Below are 24,524 nucleotides of genomic sequence, written 5' to 3' on the forward strand. Positions count from 1 at the left end.
GTGATTAGTAAGCTATGACAATGAGGCTTTTCAACATTGAAACAAGCGTTGCGTCGACACGCACGTGATAAATAACGGAATGATACAGTTTTAGATAAATATAAAGCACCACAGAGGGAGGAGCATACGTCATCTAATGCATATTAGGTGACGCGTGCGCTCCCTTATTTGTGTTATAAGCAATAAATTAGAATGATACAGGATGCTTGTTTAAACTAGGAATACCTATGATGACCCGATGAATACCCATTTAATCGGGATAATGTTATAATTTTACAATATACAATTTTAAATTTTTATTTGGAAAAATAGAATTAGCGCGCCATAAATGGTAAATTGTATTATAGGGAAATGCGTAGAATTTAATGTAAATGTACTACAATATAGAAATGAGGTTTATAAATATGGCTAGAAAAGTTGTTGTAGTCGATGATGAAAAACCAATTGCTGATATTTTAGAATTTAATTTGAAAAAAGAAGGCTACGAAGTATTTTGTGCCTATGATGGTAACGATGCAGTCGATTTAATCTATGATGAAGAACCAGACATCGTGTTATTAGACATTATGTTACCTGGTCGCGACGGCATGGAAGTTTGTCGTGAAGTACGTAAAAAATACGAAATGCCAATTATCATGTTAACAGCGAAAGACTCAGAAATTGATAAAGTATTAGGTCTTGAGCTAGGTGCAGATGACTATGTGACGAAACCATTTAGCACACGTGAATTAATCGCGCGTGTTAAAGCCAACTTACGTCGTCATTATTCACAACCAGCACAAGAAGTTAATGATGCGTCCAATGAAATTACGATTAAAGATATCGTCATCTATCCAGATGCATACTCTATTAAAAAACGTGGCGATGATATCGAATTAACACACCGTGAATTTGAATTATTCCATTACTTATCTAAACATATGGGACAAGTAATGACACGTGAACATTTATTACAAACTGTTTGGGGTTATGACTATTTTGGTGATGTACGTACAGTAGACGTAACAATTCGTCGTTTACGTGAAAAAATCGAGGATGATCCATCTCATCCAGAATATATTGTTACACGTCGTGGTGTTGGATATTTCCTCCAACAACATGAATAGAGGCACATATTAATGAAATGGCTTAAACATTTTCAGTCCTTACACACGAAATTGGTTATTGTCTATGTATTACTCATTATAATCGGTATGCAAATTATCGGTTTATATTTTACGAATAGTCTAGAAAAAGAATTAACACAAACATTTAAAAATAATATTTCGCAATACGCGAAACAAATTGAAATTAATATAGAAAAAGTCTATGACGAAGATAATGCAATTAATGCTCAAAAAGAAGTTCAGAACTTACTTAATGAGTATGCGAATAGACAAGAAATAGAAGAAATCCGCTTTATAGATAAAGATCAGATTATCATGGCTACTTCGAAGCAGTCTACGCGTAGTCTAATTAATCAAAAAGCGAATGACAATTCCATTCAAAAGGCACTGTCACTCGGTGAAATCAATAGCCATACCGTATTAAAAGACTACGGTAATGGTAAACAACGTGTGTGGGTATACAACCTGCCTGTGAAAACATCAAACGATGGCACAATTGGTGATGTCTATATCGAAGCGGACATCAATGATGTGTATAACCAATTGAGCAATATCAATCAAATCTTTATCGTTGGTACAGGGATATCACTATTGATTACCGTGATACTTGGTTTCTTTATTGCGCGTACCATTACAAAGCCGATTACAGACATGCGGAACCAAACCGTTGAAATGTCTAAAGGTAACTATACACAACGTGTGAAAATCTACGGTAACGATGAAATCGGTGAGCTCGCACTCGCCTTTAACAATCTGTCCAAACGTGTTCAAGAAGCACAAGCGAATACCGAAAGTGAGAAACGCCGTCTCGATTCCGTTATCACACATATGAGTGACGGTATCATTGCAACCGACCGTCGTGGCCGTGTGCGCATTGTCAATGACATGGCACTCACTATGATGGGCACAATGAAAGAAGACATTATTGGTGACCACATGCTTAAAGTGCTTAAACTCGAAGAAGATTTCTCATTAGATGAAATTCAAGAAAATAATGATAGCTTCTTATTAGATATTAATGAAAATGAAGGTATTATTGCCCGGGTTAACTTTAGTACGATTGTACAAGAAACTGGTTTTGTGACAGGTTATATTGCCGTGATACATGATGTAACAGAACAACAACAAGTAGAACGCGAACGCCGTGAATTCGTTGCGAACGTCTCACACGAATTGCGTACGCCACTGACTTCCATGAACAGTTATATCGAGGCACTCGAAAGTGGTGCTTGGAAAGATGGCGAATTAGCACCACAATTTCTATCCGTTACACGTGAAGAAACAGAACGTATGATTCGTCTTGTTAATGACCTATTACAATTATCTAAAATGGACAATGAATCAGAGCAAATTACCAAAGAAATTGTCGACTTTAATATGTTTATTAATAAAATCATTAACCGCCATGAAATGTCAGCAAAAGATACGACATTTGTGCGTGAAGTACCAACCGAAACCATCTTTACGGAAATCGATCCAGATAAGATGACCCAAGTGTTTGACAACGTCATAACGAACGCGATGAAATACTCTCGTGGCGATAAACGTGTCGAGTTTCACGTGAAACAGAATGCGTTATATAATCGTATGACCATTCGTGTGAAAGATAATGGGATTGGTATTCCAATTAATAAAGTAGATAAAATATTTGACCGCTTCTATCGTGTAGATAAAGCACGTACACGTAAAATGGGTGGTACAGGTTTAGGCTTAGCCATCTCTAAAGAAATCGTTGAAGCACACAACGGTCGTATATGGGCAAACAGCGTAGAAGGACAAGGCACGTCAATCTTTATTACACTTCCTTGTGAAGTTCTAGAAGATGGTGATTGGGATGCGGAGTAAAGAATTAATTAAATCGATTATCCTCATCCTTCTTGTCTTAATGAGCGTCGTGTTAACCTATATGACTTGGAATTTCTCACCTGATTTAGCCAATGTAGATAACCAAGGTAGCAACAGCAAAGATTATGAGCCCAATACAATTGGCAAACCGTTGAATCAAGGTATGGATCAAGTCATTACACCCTATCAAGTGGTTCACTCTAAAGGTGACCAAACTGAAGGCATGGAAGCGACAAAGCAAAATATCGAAACCATATTAAAGCCATTAAAGAACCATCGCGTATTGCATGCGGAACAAATGCACAGCAACCACAACTTAATCATTCCAGATTTAACGGATGAGTTTCTCGTACTTGATTTCAGCTATGACATGCCATTAGCAACCTACTTAGGACAAGCGCTGAATATCGATGCCAAAGTTCCGAATAATTTTAAATTCGATCGACTTATCATCGACAATAACAAAGATGGCAATGTGAAACTTTATGCGATTAGTAGCGATAGACATAACGTTGTGCGTATGACCACTTCCGCAAAATTAAATAACTTAAAAAAAGTGATGCAAACACAACATAAAAAATTGCAGCCATACTCAGAAATCATAACGAATAAAGATACGATTGATAGAGCGACACATATCTTTGCACCAAAAGCACCAGAAGCGATGAAATCATATCATACGATTTACAACCGCATCAGTGTTGATACGATGAACTCTATATTATTCAATGATTCTGTCGTTGTACGTAGTACGAAGAGCGGTACCGCAACCTATAACAATAATACAGGTGTGGCGAATTATAATGATGAAACTGAAAAGTATCGTTATACTAACCTCTCAGAAGATGAAAACCGTTCAACTAACATGCAAGATAGTATACCAAGTACCTATGACTATATTAATAACCACGGTGGTTTTACTGATGATTATCGTTTATTCAATATAGATAATAAAAATGGGGAACTTACCTATCAAATGTTCTTAAACGGTCGTCCAACATTTAACGATGAAAATTTAAACAATATCAAAGTATCTTGGGGAGATAAAGGCGTCTTCAGCTATGCACGTGCATTGCTTAAAGCCAATGTCACAATTGACAGTGGCGGAAATGAAACGAAATTGCCTGGTGCTGAAACGGTACGTTCAGAGTTGGCCAACAACCCAGAAATTAACTTTGAAGATGTGACGAACATGACGATTGGTTACAGAATGGAAGAAAAACCAGATAAAAGTGATATTGAAATTCAACGCAATAGCGAATTTAAACCACAATGGTATGTACAATATAACGGTGAATGGCGTGCATACGAAGATGGGAGGCTAGAATAAATGAACTGGAAACGAGCCAAAACTTTATTTATTTTCGTGTTTATTCTAGTCAATATTAGCTTAGTGATTATTTATATTGATAAGGTGAATAAATCGCATATCAATGATAGCGAAGAAGAAAATGCTGTGAATTTTAAACAAGAAGAAATTACAATTCCTGATAACCTTCCAAGTGTTAAAGGTTTGAAAATGCAATTATTGACTGCACGGTCATTTGATTTTTCATCTTATGCAAAATCACGCTCTGAGATCTCAAGTGAAGATTCCGGTGCCAGAGCAAAAGGCGAAATCAATAATGCGGTCGATGTCGGAAATGATCAATATACCGCATTAAAATCCTACGTCAAAGACAATGTCTATAAAGGTAAGGATTACGAAATGAGTAATATTGATAACGACAAAGTGACCTTTGAACAAACGTATCATGACTATCCGATTATGAACAATAATAAAGCGAGACTTGAGTTTAATGTTAAGAATGATGGTAAAGCAACGAGCTATAAGCAAACCGCAATGAAATCGATTGCGCCATCTGAAGGTGCGAATAACGATAAGAAACAAGTGAATTCAGCTAAGAGCGCCATAGAAGCACTGTATTATAATCGTTACTTGAAGCGTAATGATGAAGTAACCAATGCACGACTTGGCTACTATACCGTTGTTAAAGAGCCGAACGTACAAGTACTCGAAGCCAATTGGGAAATTAAAGTCAAACACGGTGATAAGATTAAGACCTACTATGTTGAAGCCGTATCAGACAGCCCAAAAATTATTGAAGAATAATGTGGATTATATAGGCACACCTTTTGAAGGTGTGCTTTTTTTGGATTGTTTGAGTTTTGTTTGAGAATTTTTGAAAAAGATGCTTGTTAAAATAAACAATATACACAGAAGTGAAGTCAAAAGTATGTTAGAATTAAATACTGTTAATAACGTGTTATGGAAATTTTAAATAACGCGAAAAGATATTATAAAAAAAGTCGAAATCATGTTGATTTATCATTGAGTAGATAATCATAAGACGGTTAATATTTTAGAAAAGTGCAGTATGCTTGTAACTTTTATAACGATATAAGGAAAAGTTATGATAGCGTTCCTAGATTGCACTTTATCAATAGAATAAATTAGACAGAGGGCATGTTGACGGCACATAAACCGTAGTCTGCCCAGTAATAATAACGTTAAACAATGTTTATAGATTAGAAAGGGTGAATCGCTTGATACGTATGAGTGTATTAGCGAGTGGTAGTACAGGAAACGCCACTTATGTGGAAAGTGATAAAGGCAGTATCCTTGTCGACGCAGGTTTGACAGGAAAGAAAATGGAAGAACTATTTGGACAAATAGACAAACAGATTCAAAATTTGAATGGCATCTTGGTGACACATGAACACTCGGACCATATTAAAGGTCTTGGCGTGTTAGCACGTAAATATAAATTGCCAATTTACGCTAATGAAAAAACATGGACAGCAATAGAAAAGAAAGACAGCAAAATTCCAATGGATCAAAAATTTATCTTCAATCCATACGAAACAAAATCATTAGCCGGCTTTGATATCGAATCGTTTAACGTGTCACACGATGCCATCGATCCACAATTCTATATCTTCCATAACAATTATAAGAAATTTACGATTTTAACAGACACAGGTTATGTCTCAGATCGTATGAAAGGCATGATTCAAGGCAGCGATGCATTTGTCTTTGAAAGTAATCATGATGTAGATATGTTACGCATGTGCGGTTACCCTTGGAAGACCAAACAACGTATCCTCAGCGATATGGGCCATGTTTCCAACGAAGATGCAGGTCGTGCCATGACAGACGTCATCACAGGTAGTACCAAACGCATTTACCTGTCTCACTTATCACAAGACAACAATATGAAAGATCTCGCACGCATGAGCGTCGGCCAAGTACTTAACGAGAACGATATCGACACAGAAAAAGAAGTATTGCTGTGCGATACCGACAAAGCCAACGCCACACCAATATATACGTTATAGAAGCCCTTGCCCCTTTATTGAGGGGTTAGGGCTTCTTAATGCATTAGCGTAAGCGAATGTAATCATTAATATAAACAGACTTAACAGGAAAAGTTTAGCGACTACTTAAGGAACTCACATAATAGACATCATTTAAGGTACATATTTAACCTATATCTCATAAGGAGGTATAGGTTTTTTGTTAGCCGTCATCATAAATCGTACATGGTTATACAACCCTATGTCTTAACACAGATGAAATATACAGTAATCGAATAAATATAACCAGGGGATAACATGGTATTTTGTAAGGATTAGACAAGAGCTTTATGAAGAAAAGGTTAAGTTTGTGAATAAGTATGTAAGACAACCGTCAACTTATCCACTGTTTTGTCCAAAGTTATCCAGAGATGTGAACAATTCACATAGAAATACCCACATTATACACAAGGTTATCCACAAATACACAGGTTATTCTTTCTTTTTTGTTGATAAAACGTAAAAATTATTAAAAAGCAGTATACATTACTGTTATAATAAGAGGGAATAGTGTGAATAAGTGTATAACTTGTGGATAAGTCTAACAACTTATACTTTTCACTAAACTCGGAGGATAAAAATGAAGATAACAATACTCACAGTAGGTAAATTAAAAGAGAAATACTGGAAACAAGCCATTGCAGAATATGAAAAACGTTTAGGTGCCTATTCGAAAGTAGAAATCATCGAAGTTCCCGATGAAAAAGCACCAGAAAATATGAGCGATAAAGAAGTAGAACAAGTTAAGGAAAAAGAAGGCCAGCGTTTGCTAGCAAAAGTAAAACAGCAGTCCACAGTCATCACGTTAGAAATTAAAGGTAATATGTTAACGTCTGAAGGTTTGGCAAAAGAAATAGAAAGCCGCATGACACGTGGCCAAAGTGACTTTACATTCATTATTGGCGGGTCCAACGGTCTGCATAAAGACGTACTAGACCGCAGCGACTACGCACTATCATTCAGCAAGATGACCTTCCCACATCAAATGATGCGCGTGATATTAATAGAACAAGTTTATCGTGCGTTTAAAATCATGCGCGGCGAAGCGTATCATAAATGATGCGGTTTTTTCAGCCGCTTCATAAAGGGATTTTGAATGTATCAGAACATATGAGGTTTATGTGAATTGCTGTTATGTTTTTAAGAAGCTTATCATAAGTAATGAGGTTCATGATTTTTGACATAGTTAGCCTCCGCAGTCTTTCATTTCAAGTAAATAATAGCGAAATATTCTTTATACTGAATACTTATAGTGAAGCAAAGTTCTAGCTTTGAGAAAATTCTTTCTGCAACTAAATATAGTAAATTACGGTAAAATATAAATAAGTACATATTGAAGAAAATGAGACATAATATATTTTATAATAGGAGGGAATTTCAAATGATAGACAACTTTATGCAGGTCCTTAAATTAATTAAAGAGAAACGTACCAATAATGTAGTTAAAAAATCTGATTGGGATAAAGGTGATCTATATAAAACTTTAGTCCATGATAAGTTACCCAAGCAGTTAAAAGTGCATATAAAAGAAGATAAATATTCAGTTGTAGGGAAGGTTGCTACTGGGAACTATAGTAAAGTTCCTTGGATTTCAATATATGATGAGAATATAACAAAAGAAACAAAGGATGGATATTATTTGGTATATCTTTTTCATCCGGAAGGAGAAGGCATATACTTATCTTTGAATCAAGGATGGTCAAAGATAAGTGATATGTTTCCGCGGGATAAAAATGCTGCAAAACAAAGAGCATTAACTTTATCTTCCGAACTCAATAAATATATTACATCAAATGAATTTAATACTGGAAGATTTTATTACGCAGAAAATAAAGATTCATCTTATGATTTAAAAAATGATTATCCATCAGGATATTCTCATGGATCAATAAGATTCAAATATTATGATTTGAATGAAGGATTCACAGAAGAAGATATGCTAGAGGATTTAAAGAAATTTTTAGAACTATTTAATGAATTAGCTTCAAAAGTTACAAAAACATCCTATGATAGCTTGGTCAATAGCATAGACGAAATACAGGAAGACAGCGAAATTGAAGAAATTAGAACAGCACAAAAAGATAAGACACTCAAGGAAGTGGAAGCACCTAAAGGAATAATTCCAAAATATAAAAAAGGTGTATCAAAGACTACTAAAAATGATTCAGAAATTGAAAAATCAAATAAAGAGAATAAATTAACCGGTAAAGTTGGAGAAAAATTAGCGCTAAATTACTTTAATGAGCTAATTGATAATAAAATAGACGAAGATAAGAAAGAACAGTTTAGGAATATTTTAAATGATAATCCAGGCTCTCAACACGGTCATGGCTATGATTTAGTAGCTTTTGATCCAACAAATACAGATAAAGCTGTAGAAAAATTTATTGAAATTAAAACATCTACATCTTCTAGTATTGAGGAACCATTTTTTATGTCGCTAAATGAAATGTTTGCTATGAAAGAATATAAGCAGAAATATTTAATATTAAGAATATTTAATGTTTCCGGTAAAGAACCACAATTTTATTTTATAGATCCATATGCAAATTATTCTGAATTTAAAGATGTAGATGATCTCATTGACAAAGTATTTAATGTAGAAGCTATTCAGTATAAAGTTTTTGGCGAAAAATGATTACTTGAACAAGAGCTAAAATAAAATTGTGATCTAATAAAAATAGAAACTGTAATTTAAATAAAACTTTCTAAATAAGCTAACTGATAAAAAATCAGTTTGTCCACAGTCTGAAACAAGATTCCTATATTCTTTAGGAATCTTGTTTTTTCTATTTTTATGGTGATAAAGAGCAGATAAGATAATGTGTAATAATCACAAAAAAGTTAAATATTTTAAGGCTTGTTTAATTATTAATGATTTTATATATAAAGAGCAGTATAATAAAGTTGTTAATATATTATGAATAATATTCAAGTAATTTTATTGTTTTTTAATTTGTCGATATTTAAGTTGAGTTAAATTTAAAGGGTGTAATTTGTTTTACAATGATGAAGATAATTAGTCTATCAAAATAAAGGGGTTGGGACTGTTATGAGTGATAATTTGTCATTATTCATTGACTATATCAATGATAATATAATCGGTTCTGTTGCAAAGTAAAAAAATATAGCTAACCACTAATTTATCATGTCAGTGTTCGCTTAACTTGCTAGCATGATGCTAATTTCGTGGCATGGCGAAAATCCGTAGATCTGAAGAGACCTGCGGTTCTTTTTATATAGAGCGTAAATACATTCAATACCTTTTAAAGTATTCTTTGCTGTATTGATACTTTGATACCTTGTCTTTCTTACTTTAATATGACGGTGATCTTGCTCAATGAGGTTATTCAGATATTTCGATGTACAATGACAGTCAGGTTTAAGTTTAAAAGCTTTAATTACTTTAGCCATTGCTACCTTCGTTGAAGGTGCCTGATCTGTAATTACCTTTTGAGGTTTACCAAATTGTTTAATGAGACGTTTGATAAACGCATATGCTGAATGATTATCTCGTTGCTTACGCAACCAAATATCTAATGTATGTCCCTCTGCATCAATGGCACGATATAAATAGCTCCATTTTCCTTTTATTTTGATGTACGTCTCATCAATACGCCATTTGTAATAAGCTTTTTTATGCTTTTTCTTCCAAATTTGATACAAAATTGGGGCATATTCTTGAACCCAACGGTAGACCGTTGAATGATGAACGTTTACACCACGTTCCCTTAATATTTCAGATATATCACGATAACTCAATGTATATCTTAGATAGTAGCCAACGGCTACAGTGATAACATCCTTGTTAAATTGTTTATATCTGAAATAGTTCATACAGAAGACTCCTTTTTGTTAAAATTATACTATAAATTCAACTTTGCAACAGAACCGTATTATGGAATAGAGATGTTGGTAACATTTATACAGGATCATTATACTTAAGTTTAATTTCGTTATTACAGAACCACACATTCCAACCAGAAGAGAAAGTATGTCTATTTAGTTATGGTTCAGGAGCAGTAGGAGAAATCTTTAGTGGTTCAATCGTTAAAGGATATGACAAAGCATTAGATAAAGAGAAACACTTAAATATGCTAGAATCTAGAGAGCAATTATCAGTCGAAGAATACGAAACATTCTTTAACAGATTTGATAATCAAGAATTTGATTTCGAACGTGAATTGACACAAGATCCATATTCAAAAGTATACTTATACAGTATAGAAGACCATATCAGAACATATAAGATAGAGAAATAAACTAGTGGCCGATTGTGCTTGATGAGCTTGGGACATAAATCCTAACTCGAAATAAATAAGCATATCACTAAACTGATTTTTTAAAGTTTACAGTGATATGCTTATTTTTTTATCTTACGATTTTGTACGTGCATGCTTGCCTAGGGGTATGGCTCGAGCCATTAGTCTCTCGCACATACTATTCCCTCAGGCGTCAGCACTTACAAAATCGGTTGTAATTTTCATTTTTATACGCATTCTTACTGAGATTATACTAATAAGAGGAATAGTAAAAGCAATTCTAAGTAAAATTGCAGATAAGAGGTTTGTTAAAAGCAGTTCTAAGTAAAATTGCAGATAAGAGGTTTGTTAAAAGCAGTTCTCAGTAAAATTACAGATAAGAGGTACGTTAAAAGCAGTTCTAAGTAAAATTGCAGATAAGAGGTTTGTTAAAAGCAGTTCTAAGTAAAATTGCAGATAAGAGGTACGTTAAAAGCAATTCCATGCAAAATTGCTGATAAGGGGTAAGTTAAAAGCAGTTCTCAGTAAAATTGCAGATAAGAGGTACGTTAAAAGCAGTTCTAGGCAAAATTGCAGATAAGAGGTGCGTTAAAAGCAGTTCTCAGTAAAATTGCTGATAAGGGGTAAGTTAAAAGCAATCCTAAGTAAAATTGCAGATAAGAGGTAAGTTAAAAGCAATCCTAAGTAAAATTGCAGATAAGGGGTACAGAAAAACTAGACTTGATTACAAAATGGAGCTTGGGACATAAATGATTTTTTAAAAATGAGATGAGACGTAGATTAACTCCATAATCAATACGAATCTATCGACTTCTTTATTTATGATATTCATCTCTTTTTAATGGAAATAAAAGTGCGATTAATGTGATAATACAGTTACGTTAATTAAAAAAATAAAAATGCAAGGAGAGGTAATATGCTAACTGTATATGGACATAGAGGATTACCTAGTAAAGCTCCGGAAAATACAATTGCATCATTTAAAGCTGCTTCAGAAGTAGAAGGTATAAACTGGTTGGAGTTAGATGTTGCAATTACAAAAGATGAACAACTGATTATCATTCATGATGATTATTTAGAACGGACTACAAATATGTCCGGGGAAATAACTGAATTGAATTATGATGAAATTAAAGATGCTTCTGCAGGATCTTGGTTTGGTGAAAAATTCAAAGATGAACATTTGCCAACTTTCGATGATGTAGTAAAAATAGCAAATGAATATAATATGAATTTAAATGTAGAATTAAAAGGTATTACTGGACCGAATGGACTAGCACTTTCTAAAAGTATGGTTAAGCAAGTGGAAGAACAATTAACAAACTTAAATCAGAATCAAGAAGTGCTCATTTCAAGCTTTAATGTTGTGCTTGTTAAACTTGCAGAAGAAATCATGCCACAATATAACAGAGCAGTTATATTCCATACAACTTCGTTTCGTGAAGACTGGAGAACACTTTTAGATTACTGTAATGCTAAAATAGTAAACACTGAAGATGCCAAACTTACTAAAGCAAAAGTAAAAATGGTAAAAGAAGCGGGTTATGAATTGAACGTATGGACTGTAAACAAACCAGCACGTGCAAACCAACTTGCTAATTGGGGAGTTGATGGTATCTTTACAGACAATGCAGATAAAATGGTGCATTTGTCTCAATAGAAAGTTAGAGGTGAGTCTTACGTTTCAGTGACGGTAGACTTACCTTTAACATGTTACATACTAAAAAATTAATTTGAATAAGAAAGAGAGACATATATGAAATACGATGATTTTATAGTAGGAGAAACATTCAAAACAAAAAGCCTTCATATTACAGAAGAAGAAATTATCCAATTTGCAACAACTTTTGATCCTCAATATATGCATATAGATAAAGAAAAAGCAGAACAAAGTAGATTTAAAGGTATCATTGCATCTGGCATGCATACACTTTCAATATCATTTAAATTATGGGTAGAAGAAGGTAAATACGGAGAAGAAGTTGTAGCAGGAACACAAATGAATAACGTTAAATTTATTAAACCTGTATACCCAGGTAATACATTGTACGTTATCGCTGAAATTACAAATAAGAAATCCATAAAAAAAGAAAATGGACTCGTTACAGTGTCACTTTCAACATACAATGAAAATGAAGAAATTGTATTTAAGGGAGAAGTAACAGCACTTATTAATAATTCATAATAAAACAGTGAAGCAACCATCGTTACGGATTGCTTCACTGTTTTGTTATTCATCTATATCGTATTTTTTATTACCGTTCTCATATAGCTCATCATACACTTTACCTGAGATTTTGGCATTGTAGCTAGCCATTCCTTTATCTTGTACATCTTTAACATTAATAGCCATCATCATGTTTGGATTATCTTTATCATATGATATAAACCACCCAATTTGTCTGCCAGTTTCTCCTTGTTTCATTTTGAGTTCTGCAGTACCGGATTTGCCAATTAAGTTTGCATAAGATCTATAAATATCTTCTTTATGTGTTTTATTTACGACTTGTTGCATACCATCAGTTAATAGATTGATATTTTCTTTGGAAATAATATTTTTCTTCCAAACTTTGTTTTTCGTGTCTTTTAATAAGTGAGGTGCGTTAATATTGCCATTATTTTCTAATGCGCTATAGATTGAAAGGATCTGTACTGGGTTAATCAGTATTTCACCTTGTCCGTAACCTGAATCAGCTAATAATATTTCATTATCTAAATTTTTGTTTGAAATTTGAGCATTATAAAATGGATAATCACTTGGTATATCTTCACCAACACCTAGTTTTTTCATGCCTTTTTCAAATTTCTTACTGCCTAATTCGAGTGCTACTCTAGCAAAGAAAATGTTATCTGATGATTCTATTGCTTGTTTTAAGTCGATATTACCATTTACCACTTCATATCTTGTAACGTTGTAACCACCCCAAGATTTATCTTTTTGCCAACCTTTACCATCGATTTTATAACTTGTTTTATCGTCTAATGTTTTGTTATTTAACCCAATCATTGCTGTTAATATTTTTTGAGTTGAACCTGGTGAAGTTGTAATCTGGAACTTGTTGAGCAGAGGTTCTTTTTTATCTTCGGTTAATTTATTATATTCTTCGTTACTCATGCCATACATAAATGGATAGACGTCATATGAAGGTGTGCTTACAAGTGCTAATAATTCACCTGTTTGAGGGTGGATAGCAGTACCTGAGCCATAATCATTTTTCATGTTGTTATAAATACTCTTTTGAACTTTAGCATCAATAGTTAGTTGAATATCTTTGCCATCTTTTTTCTTTTTCTCTATTAATGTATGTGCGATTGTATTGCTATTATCGTCAACGATTGTGACACGATAGCCATCTTCATGTTGGAGCTTTTTATCGTAAAGTTTTTCGAGTCCCTTTTTACCAATAACTGCATCATCTTTATAGCCTTTATATTCTTTTTGTTTTAATTCTTCAGAGTTAATGGGACCAACATAACCTAATAGATGTGAAGTCGCTTTTTCTAGAGGATAGTTACGACTTTCTGTTTCATTAGTTGTAAGATGAAATTTTTTTGCGAAATCACTTAAATATTCATCCATTTTTTTAACGGTTTTAAGTGGAACGAAGGTATCATCTTGTACCCAATTTTGATCCATTTGTTGTTTGATATAGTCTTCAGAAATACTTAGTTCTTTAGCGATTGCTTTATAATCTTTTTTAGATACATTCTTTGGAACGATGCCTATCTCATATGCTGTTCCTGTATTGGCCAATTCCACATTGTTTCGGTCTAAAATTTTACCACGTTCTGATTTTAAATTTTCAATATGTATGCTTTGGTCTTTCTGCATTCCTGGAATAATGACGCTATGATCCCAATCTAACTTCCACATACCATCTTCTTTAACAAAATTAAATTGAACGTTGCGATCAATGTTACCGTAGTTTGTTTTAATTTTATATTGAGCATCTACTCGTTTTTTATTTTTAGATACTTTTTTTATTTTACGATCCTGAATGTTTATATCTTTAACGCCTAAACTATTATATATTTTTATCGGACGTTCAGTCATTTCTACTTCACCATTATCGCTTTTAGAAATATAACTGCTATCTTTATAAACTTGTTTGAAATTTTTATCTTCAATTGCATCAATAGTATTATTAATTTCTTTATCTTTTGAAGCATAAAAATATATACCAAACCCGACAACTACAACTATTAAAATAAGTGGAACAATTTTTATCTTTTTCATCAATATCCTCCGTATATAAGACTACATTTGTAGTATATTACAAATGTAGTATTTATGTCAAAATAATGTTATAATTTTTGTGATATGGAGGTGTAGAAGGTGTTATCATCTTTTTTAATGTTAAGTATAATCAGTTCATTGCTCACGATATGTGTAATTTTTTTAGTGAGAATGCTCTATATAAAATATACTCAAAATATTATGTCACATAAGATTTGGTTATTAGTGCTCGTCTCCACGTTAATTCCATTAATACCATTTTACAAAATATCGAATTTTACATTTTCAAAAGATATGATGAATCGAAATGTATCTGACACGACTTCTTCGGTTAGTCATATGTTAGATGGTCAACAATCATCTGTTACGAAAGACTTAGCAATTAATGTTAATCAGTTTGAGACCTCAAATATAACGTATATGATTCTTTTGATATGGGTATTTGGTAGTTTGTTGTGCTTATTTTATATGATTAAGGCATTCCGACAAATTGATGTTATTAAAAGTTCGTCATTGGAATCGTCATATCTTAATGAACGACTTAAAGTATGTCAAAGTAAGATGCAGTTCTACAAAAAGCATATAACAATTAGTTATAGTTCAAACATTGATAATCCGATGGTATTTGGTTTAGTGAAATCCCAAATTGTACTACCAACTGTCGTAGTCGAAACCATGAATGACAAAGAAATTGAATATATTATTCTACATGAACTATCACATGTGAAAAGTCATGACTTAATATTCAACCAGCTTTATGTTGTTTTTAAAATGATATTCTGGTTTAATCCTGCACTATATATAAGTAAAACAATGATGGACAATGACTGTGAAAAAGTATGTGATAGAAACGTTTTAAAAATTTTGAATCGCCATGAACATATACGTTATGGTGAATCGATATTAAAATGCTCTATTTTAAAATCTCAGCACATAAATAATGTGGCAGCACAATATTTACTAGGTTTTAATTCAAATATTAAAGAACGTGTTAAGTATATTGCACTTTATGATTCAATGCCTAAACCTAATCGAAACAAGCGTATTGTTGCGTATATTGTATGTAGTATATCGCTTTTAATACAAGCACCGTTACTATCTGCACATGTTCAACAAGACAAATATGAAACAAATGTATCATATAAAAAATTAAATCAACTAGCTCCGTATTTCAAAGGATTTGATGGAAGTTTTGTGCTTTATAATGAACGGGAGCAAGCTTATTCTATTTATAATGAACCAGAAAGTAAACAACGATATTCACCTAATTCTACTTACAAAATTTATTTAGCGTTAATGGCATTCGACCAAAATTTACTCTCATTAAATCATACTGAACAACAATGGGATAAACATCAATATCCATTTAAAGAATGGAACCAAGATCAAAATTTAAATTCTTCAATGAAATATTCAGTAAATTGGTATTACGAAAATTTAAACAAACATTTAAGACAAGATGAGGTTAAATCTTATTTAGATCTAATTGAATATGGTAATGAAGAAATATCAGGGAATGAAAATTATTGGAATGAATCTTCATTAAAAATTTCTGCAATAGAACAGGTTAATTTGTTGAAAAATATGAAACAACATAACATGCATTTTGATAATAAGGCTATTGAAAAAGTTGAAAATAGTATGACTTTGAAACAAAAAGATACTTATAAATATGTAGGTAAAACTGGAACAGGAATCGTGAATCACAAAGAAGCAAATGGATGGTTCGTAGGTTATGTTGAAACGAAAGATAATACGTATTATTTTGCTACACATTTAAAAGGCGAAGACAATGCGAATGGCGAAAAAGCACAACAAATTTCTGAGCGTATTTTAAAAGAAATGGAGTTAATATAATGGATAATAAAACGTATGAAATATCATCTGCAGAATGGGAAGTTATGAATATCATTTGGATGAAAAAATATGCAAGTGCGAATAATATAATAGAAGAAATACAAATGCAAAAGGACTGGAGTCCAAAAACCATTCGTACACTTATAACGAGATTGTATAAAAAGGGATTTATAGATCGTAAAAAAGACAATAAAATTTTTCAATATTACTCTCTTATAGAAGAAAGTGATATAAAATATAAAACATCTAAAAACTTTATCAATAAAGTATACAAAGGCGGTTTCAATTCACTTGTCTTAAACTTTGTAGAAAAAGAAGATCTATCACAAGATGAAATAGAAGAATTGAGAAATATATTGAATAAAAAATAAAATTGTTGTGTTTACAACAATACATAGAAAACAGAGGAAACAATCAAGTCGTTGAATATTTCCTCTGTTTTTTAGTTGAAAAAATTAACCGAAAGCCTGAATGCAAGTCTTGATTAAATCAATAATGCTTGTAATAACACCAGTGAAATCCATATGCATACCCTCTTTCTATTTAAGATACATTAAGTATAATATCAAACAAATAAAAAATGTTAAAAATTCCCTAATTGGCTATTTAGATTGCATAAATGTCAAAAATTTGAAAAACATACAACGACTTTGCATAAAAAATCGTCATATTGGAAATACGTAATTTATTGAAATAATAAAAAAAATAAAAGAACGAAGATGATAACCTAAGTGAGGTTTTAAGTTGTTCTAAGGTTTAATTTAATTTATGTTAAAATAGTTGGTATAAAAATACATGATAAACTATAAACTAAATTCAAAATAACTTATGGGGTAGGCAATTATGGAAAATATTTTAAATATAAATGATAATGAAAAAAGAGTGCTAAGGGAAATTTATAACCATCATAATATTTCGCGTACTCAAATATCTAAAAATCTTGAGATTAATAAGGCAACGATTTCTAGTATTTTGAATAAGTTAAAGTATAAATCTCTTGTTAATGAGGTTGGTGAGGGTGATAGCACGAAGAGTGGTGGTAGAAAACCTATTCTTCTGAAGGTTAATCATCTTTATGGTTATTTTATTTCTTTGGATTTAACTTATAGTTCTGTTGAAGTGATGTACAATTATTTTGATGGTAATGTCATTAAGCATGAATCTTATGATTTACCTGATGAAAAGGTTAGTAGTATATTAAGCATAATAAAAAAACATATTGATATTCAGGAGAAACTTGATACTTATAACGGACTATTAGGTGTGTCTGTTTCTATACATGGAGTTGTGGATAATGAGCAGCATGTGACATATTTACCATTCCATGAAACTGAAGGAATTTCAATTGCTAAGAAAATAAAAGAAATTACTAATGTTCCAGTCGTAGTTGAAAATGAAGCGAATCTTTCAGCGTTATATGAACGTAATTTTAATCATAATTTATCCTACAATAATCTTATTGCTTTAAGTATACATAAAGGTATTGGTGCTGGGCTTATTATTAATAATCAATTGTATCGTGGTGCAAATGGGGAAGCGGGTGAAATTGGAAAAACACTTGTCTCAAAAGTTAGCGATAATGTGGAGATCTTTCATAAGATTGAAGATATTTTTTCACAAGAAGCTTTACTGCATAATTTAAGTAATCAACTAAATGAGAAGATGACGCTTAGCAAATTAATTCAATTTTATAATGAAAAAAATCCAGTCGTAGTTGAAGAAATGGAACAATTTATAAATAAAATTGCTGTTTTAATACATAATTTAAACACCCAGTTTAATCCGAATGCAATTTACATTAACTGTCCATTGTTCAATGAAATGCCTGAAATATTAGAAGCAATTAAGAACCAGTTCAAACAATATTCACGTAACGAAATTCAAATAAAGTTAACATCTAATGTCAAATTTGCAACTTTGCTAGGTGGTACATTAGCAATTATCCAAAAAGTACTACAGATTAATGATATTTACTTAGATATAAAAGCATAAAAAACTAATTCAAATGAATAATCAAAGTTCGTAATTGTCTTTATAAAAAAATCCCTCAATCCGAATTGAATTTTCGGATTGAGGGATTTTTATAGTTCTATTGCAGAAGAAAACTATTTTAAAAATGCTGGTAAATGTTGATAGCCACCTCTAACGTTAACAATATTCGTAAATCCTTTATATTCTAATATTCCTACCGCTATTGAACTTCTAACACCTGATTGACAATGTACATAAATTAGGTCATTTTTATCGAAAGGTATATCTTCATTTAAAAGTTTACCGTGAGGAATATGAATTGCTTGTTTTAAATGACCTTTACGCCATTCATCATCATTACGAACATCTAATACATTATGTTCTTCACCAGTCATTTCAGAACTATGAATAGATGATGTGACGATATTTGTTTGTGGCAAACGGTAACTTTTTACATTTTCAAAACCAATTAATTGTAAAGCATGAATAGCTTGTTGAACGGTAGATTTATCGCCAATTAATTCAATATCTTAGTCATAATCTAAATACCAACCAATTTGATTTATAAAAGTTTTATTAAAAGGAATATTGATAGTTCCATGCATATGACCACCATGGAATGCTTCTTTACTTCGAAGATCAAAAGCAGTTTGTGTATTGCTTGAACTAGGGTAAACATTATATGGTTGGTACATTTGCATACCAAATTGATTTATTTTTTTCATTTGTGAAAAATGGTGTGGTGGAGCTGGCTGATTGAGTGTTAAAGTTTCGATAAATGAAGTTTCATCTTTAACATTAAAAGCCCAGTTGTTTATTTTCTCATAACCCAAAGTAGTTGTAGGTAATGAACCTAGCGCTTTACCACAAGGACTCCCTGCACCATGACCTGGCCAAATTTGAATATAGTCTGGTAATGTTGCAGCAAATTGTATGGACTGATACATTTGTTTTGCTCCGATTTTTGTAGAACCTTCAACATTTACAGCTTTTTCTAATAGATCTGGTCTACCTACATCACCAACAAAGATGAAGTCACCGCTAAATAATCCCATTGGTATACTGGAACCCCCACCTTCGTCAGTAAGTAAAAAACTAATACTCTCAGGGGGATGGCCTGGAGTGTGTAAGACTTCTAATTTAATCTTTCCTAAATAGATAATATCTTGATGCTTAACGAAATGTGTTTGTTTAGGCATATTTTTATAATTAAATTCATCTTTACCTTCATCAGATACGTATATACTTGCATTCAATTTATTTGCCACATCTCTAATACCTGAAGCAAAATCAGCATGAATATGTGTTTCTGCAGCTTTAGTAATTGTGAATCCTTCTTTATCTGCAACTTTTAAATATTTTGTTAAATCTCGTATAGGGTCAATAATCATTGCTTCTCCTGTACGTTGACATCCAATTAAATAAGATGCTTGTGAAAAATTGTCTTCATAAAATTGTTTGAAAAACAAAAAAAACTCCTTTTTAAAATAGATTTTATTGATTAGATAAATAAGTTATGATTTGCTTGCTCAGTATGTCCAATATAAGTACCTACGCCACCATAATCGACTTCATCTCTTAATTCTTCTTTTGAAATTCCCATAACATCCATACTCATGGTACAAGCAATTAACTTTATATCTTGATCGATTGCTTGATCGATAAGTGAGTATAAAGAATCAACATTTTTCTTGTTCATTACATAACGCATCATAATATTACCTAGTCCAAACATATTCATTTTTGATAATGGCATATGTATTGGATCCTTAGGTAACATAAGGTCAAACATTTTGGAAATACCTTTCTTTTTAACGCGAGTTGATTGCGCTTTTTTTAATGCGTTGAGGCCCCAAAAAGTAAAGAAAATAGTTACATCTTTACCTGCTGCTTTAGCGCCATTTGCGATGATCATTGCTGCTACTGCCTTATCTAACTCACCGCTAAATAAAACAATTGTTGTACCTGTAGCAGTGTCATTGATTTCAAATTCTTTTGGCTTTTCTTTTTGAATAATTGCATTAATTACATTTGCTTCTTCAGTAAGATTTACAAGGGTATTCCCTGTTTGTTTCGCCCAACTTTTAATATCACTATTGAAACCAGGATCTGTAACTGTTACCTCGATTTGCTCACCCGTTGAAATATTGTTAATTTCTTTACTGATATTAACAATAGGTCCAGGGCACTGAAGACCTCTAAAATCAAATTGTTTACGATTCTCTTTGATTTCAATATCTTTTTCTATTAAAGGAGCACTATTGAAGTTCTTTGCTTCATAATCTTTATATCCACCCTTTAAATTCACGACATCATAACCTTGTTTGGCTAAATAATCGCAAGCTTTAGTGCTTCGGTTACCGCTTTTACAATGTATATAATACGTTTTGTTGCTATTCTTATTGAATGATTTAATCTCTTCTACTGGGTGTAAAGTTGAACCGTTAATGTGTCCTAATTCATATTCTTCTTTTGTTCTAACATCAATCAATTGACCCATTTTTGCCAATTTTTCTAATTCTTCTTTGTTTAATGAATTAATGTGTACTTCTTTGTATTGTTCCATACTTACCTCCTATAAATACCTATGAGGGTATAATAAAACGGATAGAATCATTTGCCAAATACCTATAGGGGTATTTGACAATTTTGTTTTAATTTATTATTATTAACTTAATCAATTTATGTGGAGGAAATGAATATGACTTATGATAAAAAAATGATTAATCGTATAAATAGAATACAAGGTCAATTAAATGGTGTCGTAAAAATGATGGAAGAAGAAAAAGATTTACAAGATATACAGCGCCATATTGTTCAGAATTTGCTAATTGATTGAGGATAAGAACTGTTGTAAGATCGAGTGATAATACGCCATCTAAATGAGGATACATCGTTATCACTGTACATGCGGGTTTGTTTTTATCCCAAGTCTTTTTGAGTAAGTAACGATGTTGTTCATCGTCGCTAAAAATTGCTTCTGTGTGTATGGTGCTTTTGATCGTATTCATAGTATTCACTTCCTTTAGTATTCTTCAGGTAAAAGCATGACATAATAAGAAAGGTCTATATCATCTTCACGAATGATATAGACCCTATTGATATTGATATGATGTTTGACATTTGACTTATGAGTTTTCACATATGTTGGTCGTTCCTGCTTGTGTTTGATATATAGTCGATCATTGTGCATGTTGAACTGGAAAATATGAAAGTAATCTATTTCTTCTAGTTCCTTAGACTGTTCGTTTTCACGTTGAGCTACAAGTTGCCATAATTGATGTTGTAAGGTGATAGGTAAGTTGTTATCGATACCGCGGGTAATATATCTATTCATAAGCGTTTTCCTTTCGTTCTGATTCTTTCATCCAAATGATAATTTCACTAAGAATTGTAATGACTAATTGTGTAATTTTGATGTATTTATGCATATTATTGTCCTCCTGTTAGTAAGTATCGTTGATCCAAAAGAGGCATGATAGTGTTGTGTAGGTATAAGAAATCCATATCGTGATTTTCGTCGATATAACCGATGGCTATGAGCTGTTTCTGATAGTAGAGAATGAAAGGATAGAGATTGCTTTCGTGAAGTGTGTCAGAGTAGTAGGTATTAGTCTGAAGTATTTTATTACTGAGTGGGCCAAGTCTTACATATTGATTGGGTAAGATATCATCAGCGATTTCCTCGATAGATTCGCAGTGCCACACTTCGTCCTTTGGCAGATTGAATAAGTTGGTTATATAGTGCTTGAGTTGTTGTTCTAGTGTCATTGTTATGACCTCCTAATGTATTGGATTGACGTATGCATGTGATACATCATTTTGATAATATAAGTTTGAAATACCATTTGTTTCGCCTAGAAATCCCACTGAAATACAGAAAAGATCCCAATCGAAAGTCGTCACAATTGTTGATATGACAAGGAAATCCCGTTATCCCGCTCATTTCTCGGGAAATATAGCTATATATTTAATATCACTTGGATTAATAGGTGTGGTTATGATTTACTTTTTTCTTTTTATATTATTTATTTATAAATAATAATGGGATTTTGGGATTACGCTTGCGTAATCCTTCTCTTACATGAAGTTAGCCAATCCCGTTACTATCCCACTTATATTTTGTTTTGGGATGTTCTTTCGTCATATCAATATAAGCTTCACATTGAGCCATGATTTGTTAGCGTGTTGAATATATTTGTTAGATGAGTGTTATTGAATGACGAAAGGACAGTACATTTGTATTAGATTTGAAGAAAGAGCGTTTGAGGCAAAAATAAAGACGAAGTGCTGAGGAGCACTTCGTCGAGTGGGGTATCATTGAAAAGTTGTTTAATAATTTCATTATTGAGTTTGAGTGTAACGTAGAACTGTTTTTTATGATTACCGTCTTTACGAATATCGATACGATCAATGACCGTAAGGTATAATGCTTTGAGTTGTACTTTATCCATTGATTCTACGTTTTGAAATATTTGTTGTAATAGGGCAGCGATTTGTTTCGTATCATAAGATGGTTTCTCTTGATTTTGTTGTTGCTTAAGTTGATTGATTTGAGTTGTGATGTCATTGAGTTGTTTTTCATACTGATGAATCGTATTTTTAAGCACAGATGTTAAGTCTGGATTATCTTCAAGCGTTTTTATCAAGTTATCTAATTTGATTTGGACCTCATCATATTGTTGTTGTTTATATGCAATATCATGATTGAGCGCAGCTACATCGACTCTATTCTCTTGATTGACACGTTCGACAACTTGTTTGATAACTTTATCACTTTTGACTATTTCGAGTATTTGATCCATAACATACTTTTCGATAACATCAGCTCTGACACTATTCGCAGAACATACTTTTGACCCTTTATTACGAAAGTTACTACACGAATAGTAGCGAATGCGTTTTTTAGTACCATCTTTAAGTGTATTAACTGTTGTGCTCGCAGACATTGAAGCAGAACATTGGGGACACGAAATTAATCCAGTTAAAATATTGGTTCCTTTACCATGAACTTGTGGTTTTTCACTTACTTGTTTTTTACGTGCTTGGACTTTATCCCATAATGATTGGCTAATAATAGGGGTGTGTTTGCCTTCGGCGATTACTGGTTTATCATTCAAGCCTTTACGACGTTTATCATTCCAATCTTTGTATTTCGCGAATTGAATTTTACCAATATAGAATGGGTTTGAGAGAATATAAGTAACAGCTGAAATACTAAAAGGATTACCTTTCTTAGTGACATAACCTTTATGATTGAGTGCGTTGGCAATTTTACGATAACCATGACCTTTGGCGTAAGATTCAAAAATATATTTCACAATATTAGCTTCATGCTGATTAATCATCAAATCTTTTTTATTATCTGGTATGTTATTATATCCTAAAGGAAGATTACCTTGGTAATAGCCTTCTAAGGCTCTTTGATGTTGTCCGGTGTAAATATTCTCTAAAATGGTATTTCTTTCAAATTCGGAAAAACTTGCAAGTATTTGTAACATGAGTTTACCAGAAGAAGTGTTGACTTCCATACGCTCAGACAAACTGAAAAATTCGACATTTTGTTTATGCAAATCTTCGACAATTTTGAGTAAGTCTGATGTATTACGTGCGAGTCGATTTGTTTTATACACCATAACACAATCAATATGACCTTTATTCGCATCATGTAACATACGTTGAAGTGCAGGGCGGTTCATAGACTTTCCTGAAATACCACGATCAGCGTATATATCTTTGACTTCGAAATGATGGAAGTTACAATATTCTTTGATTTGATTGATTTGACCGTCGATACTATAACCCTCTGCACTTTGCATTTCTGTTGATACGCGGACATAGATACCGACACGTTTTTGTTTGAGTTGTTGCATGATTTTTTCATCCTTT

At 32.4% G+C, this 24,524-nt stretch carries 20 protein-coding genes and 3 pseudogenes; 14 read left to right on the forward strand and 9 right to left on the reverse strand.

Features of this window, described 5'->3' with window-relative positions; all coding sequences use genetic code 11:
• Nucleotides 1–404 precede the first annotated feature (404 nt).
• From yycF to ACM6UH_RS00965, 7 genes are all read left to right on the forward strand, one after another.
• Nucleotides 405–1,106 (forward strand): response regulator YycF, encoded by a 702-nt coding sequence (yycF, locus tag ACM6UH_RS00935; protein WP_002481985.1) that lies wholly within the window; start codon nucleotides 405–407, stop codon nucleotides 1,104–1,106.
• A gap of 12 nt (nucleotides 1,107–1,118) precedes the next feature.
• A complete protein-coding gene (gene walK, locus ACM6UH_RS00940) occupies nucleotides 1,119–2,951 on the forward strand; it encodes a cell wall metabolism sensor histidine kinase WalK (RefSeq protein WP_048787308.1) in 1,833 nt (610 codons plus the stop codon).
• On the forward strand, nucleotides 2,941–4,281 hold the full coding sequence (locus ACM6UH_RS00945) for a YycH family regulatory protein (RefSeq protein ID WP_048787307.1): 1,341 nt from the start codon (nucleotides 2,941–2,943) through the stop codon (nucleotides 4,279–4,281). Before walK ends, ACM6UH_RS00945 begins: the two co-directional genes overlap by 11 nt.
• Nucleotides 4,282–5,064: a two-component system regulatory protein YycI gene (locus tag ACM6UH_RS00950; protein WP_048787306.1), complete on the forward strand. Its 783-nt coding sequence runs from the start codon at nucleotides 4,282–4,284 to the stop codon at nucleotides 5,062–5,064.
• A gap of 425 nt (nucleotides 5,065–5,489) precedes the next feature.
• Nucleotides 5,490–6,290: an MBL fold metallo-hydrolase gene (locus ACM6UH_RS00955; protein WP_103301463.1), complete on the forward strand. Its 801-nt coding sequence runs from the start codon at nucleotides 5,490–5,492 to the stop codon at nucleotides 6,288–6,290.
• A gap of 598 nt (nucleotides 6,291–6,888) precedes the next feature.
• On the forward strand, nucleotides 6,889–7,368 hold the full coding sequence (rlmH, locus tag ACM6UH_RS00960; protein ID WP_041080268.1) for a 23S rRNA (pseudouridine(1915)-N(3))-methyltransferase RlmH: 480 nt from the start codon (nucleotides 6,889–6,891) through the stop codon (nucleotides 7,366–7,368).
• A gap of 321 nt (nucleotides 7,369–7,689) precedes the next feature.
• Nucleotides 7,690–8,946, forward strand: coding sequence for an MrcB family domain-containing protein (locus ACM6UH_RS00965; protein ID WP_000566670.1), 1,257 nt, complete (start codon nucleotides 7,690–7,692; stop codon nucleotides 8,944–8,946).
• 524 nt (nucleotides 8,947–9,470) lie between these two features.
• On the opposite strand, the gene ACM6UH_RS00970 is transcribed toward ACM6UH_RS00965, so the two are convergent.
• Nucleotides 9,471–10,145 (reverse strand): IS6-like element IS257 family transposase, encoded by a 675-nt coding sequence (locus tag ACM6UH_RS00970; protein ID WP_001106057.1) that lies wholly within the window; start codon nucleotides 10,143–10,145, stop codon nucleotides 9,471–9,473.
• Nucleotides 10,146–10,180: 35 nt separating this feature from the next.
• Between ACM6UH_RS00970 and ACM6UH_RS00975 the strand changes: the two genes are divergently transcribed.
• From ACM6UH_RS00975 to ACM6UH_RS00985, 3 genes are all read left to right on the forward strand, one after another.
• Nucleotides 10,181–10,570 (forward strand): hydroxymethylglutaryl-CoA synthase, encoded by a 390-nt coding sequence (locus ACM6UH_RS00975; RefSeq protein ID WP_020444595.1) that lies wholly within the window; start codon nucleotides 10,181–10,183, stop codon nucleotides 10,568–10,570.
• A gap of 916 nt (nucleotides 10,571–11,486) precedes the next feature.
• On the forward strand, nucleotides 11,487–12,230 hold the full coding sequence (locus ACM6UH_RS00980) for a glycerophosphoryl diester phosphodiesterase (protein WP_000958858.1): 744 nt from the start codon (nucleotides 11,487–11,489) through the stop codon (nucleotides 12,228–12,230).
• A 96-nt stretch (nucleotides 12,231–12,326) separates the two neighbouring features.
• A complete protein-coding gene (locus tag ACM6UH_RS00985) occupies nucleotides 12,327–12,755 on the forward strand; it encodes a MaoC family dehydratase (RefSeq protein ID WP_000872606.1) in 429 nt (142 codons plus the stop codon).
• A 45-nt stretch (nucleotides 12,756–12,800) separates the two neighbouring features.
• Here the strand turns inward: ACM6UH_RS00985 and mecA are convergent, their stop codons facing one another.
• Nucleotides 12,801–14,810: a PBP2a family beta-lactam-resistant peptidoglycan transpeptidase MecA gene (gene mecA / locus ACM6UH_RS00990; RefSeq protein ID WP_063852655.1), complete on the reverse strand. Its 2,010-nt coding sequence runs from the start codon at nucleotides 14,808–14,810 to the stop codon at nucleotides 12,801–12,803.
• A gap of 96 nt (nucleotides 14,811–14,906) precedes the next feature.
• Here mecA and mecR1 point away from each other — a divergent pair, with 96 nt between their 5' ends.
• Together mecR1 and mecI are read left to right on the forward strand one after the other, a co-directional pair.
• Complete coding sequence (mecR1, locus tag ACM6UH_RS00995; RefSeq protein ID WP_000952923.1) at nucleotides 14,907–16,664, forward strand: beta-lactam sensor/signal transducer MecR1; 1,758 nt, start codon at nucleotides 14,907–14,909, stop codon at nucleotides 16,662–16,664.
• Nucleotides 16,664–17,035, forward strand: coding sequence for a mecA-type methicillin resistance repressor MecI (gene mecI / locus ACM6UH_RS01000; protein WP_433911975.1), 372 nt, complete (start codon nucleotides 16,664–16,666; stop codon nucleotides 17,033–17,035). The genes mecR1 and mecI overlap by 1 nt, the downstream gene beginning before the upstream one ends.
• Nucleotides 17,036–17,119: 84 nt before the next feature.
• On the opposite strand, the gene psm-mec is transcribed toward mecI, so the two are convergent.
• A complete protein-coding gene (psm-mec, locus tag ACM6UH_RS01005; protein ID WP_014532405.1) occupies nucleotides 17,120–17,188 on the reverse strand; it encodes a phenol-soluble modulin PSM-mec in 69 nt (22 codons plus the stop codon).
• 319 nt (nucleotides 17,189–17,507) lie between these two features.
• Between psm-mec and ACM6UH_RS01010 the strand changes: the two genes are divergently transcribed.
• A complete protein-coding gene (locus tag ACM6UH_RS01010; protein ID WP_000427807.1) occupies nucleotides 17,508–18,656 on the forward strand; it encodes an ROK family transcriptional regulator in 1,149 nt (382 codons plus the stop codon).
• A 113-nt stretch (nucleotides 18,657–18,769) separates the two neighbouring features.
• On the opposite strand, the pseudogene cstB reads toward ACM6UH_RS01010, so the two are convergent.
• Both cstB and ACM6UH_RS01020 read right to left on the reverse strand, forming a co-directional pair.
• A pseudogene (cstB, locus tag ACM6UH_RS01015) lies at nucleotides 18,770–20,104 on the reverse strand (persulfide dioxygenase-sulfurtransferase CstB).
• Between the two features lie 32 nt (nucleotides 20,105–20,136).
• On the reverse strand, nucleotides 20,137–21,201 hold the full coding sequence (locus ACM6UH_RS01020) for a DsrE/DsrF/DrsH-like family protein (RefSeq protein ID WP_000438836.1): 1,065 nt from the start codon (nucleotides 21,199–21,201) through the stop codon (nucleotides 20,137–20,139).
• Nucleotides 21,202–21,336: 135 nt separating this feature from the next.
• Between ACM6UH_RS01020 and cstR the strand changes: the two are divergent.
• Nucleotides 21,337–21,438, forward strand: a pseudogene (cstR, locus tag ACM6UH_RS01025) (persulfide-sensing transcriptional repressor CstR); the annotation flags it as partial.
• On the opposite strand, the pseudogene ACM6UH_RS01030 reads toward cstR, so the two are convergent.
• The 4 genes and pseudogenes from ACM6UH_RS01030 to ccrB form a co-directional block, all read right to left on the reverse strand.
• Nucleotides 21,395–21,646, reverse strand: a pseudogene (locus ACM6UH_RS01030) (DUF1643 domain-containing protein); the annotation flags it as partial. The pseudogenes cstR and ACM6UH_RS01030 overlap by 44 nt on opposite strands.
• A gap of 14 nt (nucleotides 21,647–21,660) precedes the next feature.
• On the reverse strand, nucleotides 21,661–21,972 hold the full coding sequence (locus ACM6UH_RS01035; RefSeq protein ID WP_040030079.1) for a DUF960 family protein: 312 nt from the start codon (nucleotides 21,970–21,972) through the stop codon (nucleotides 21,661–21,663).
• Nucleotides 21,973–22,067: 95 nt separating this feature from the next.
• Entirely contained in the window at nucleotides 22,068–22,406 is a 339-nt protein-coding gene (locus tag ACM6UH_RS01040) for an SAUGI family uracil-DNA glycosylase inhibitor (protein WP_040030080.1), read from the reverse strand.
• 473 nt (nucleotides 22,407–22,879) lie between these two features.
• Nucleotides 22,880–24,508 carry a cassette chromosome recombinase CcrB gene (gene ccrB / locus ACM6UH_RS01045; RefSeq protein WP_433911976.1) on the reverse strand — a complete coding sequence of 543 codons (1,629 nt, stop codon included), beginning with the start codon at nucleotides 24,506–24,508 and terminating at the stop codon, nucleotides 22,880–22,882.
• Nucleotides 24,509–24,524 lie beyond the last annotated feature (16 nt).

Source organism: Staphylococcus sp. LKG4-2, assembly GCF_050955665.1.
Lineage (GTDB): Bacteria > Bacillota > Bacilli > Staphylococcales > Staphylococcaceae > Staphylococcus > Staphylococcus saprophyticus.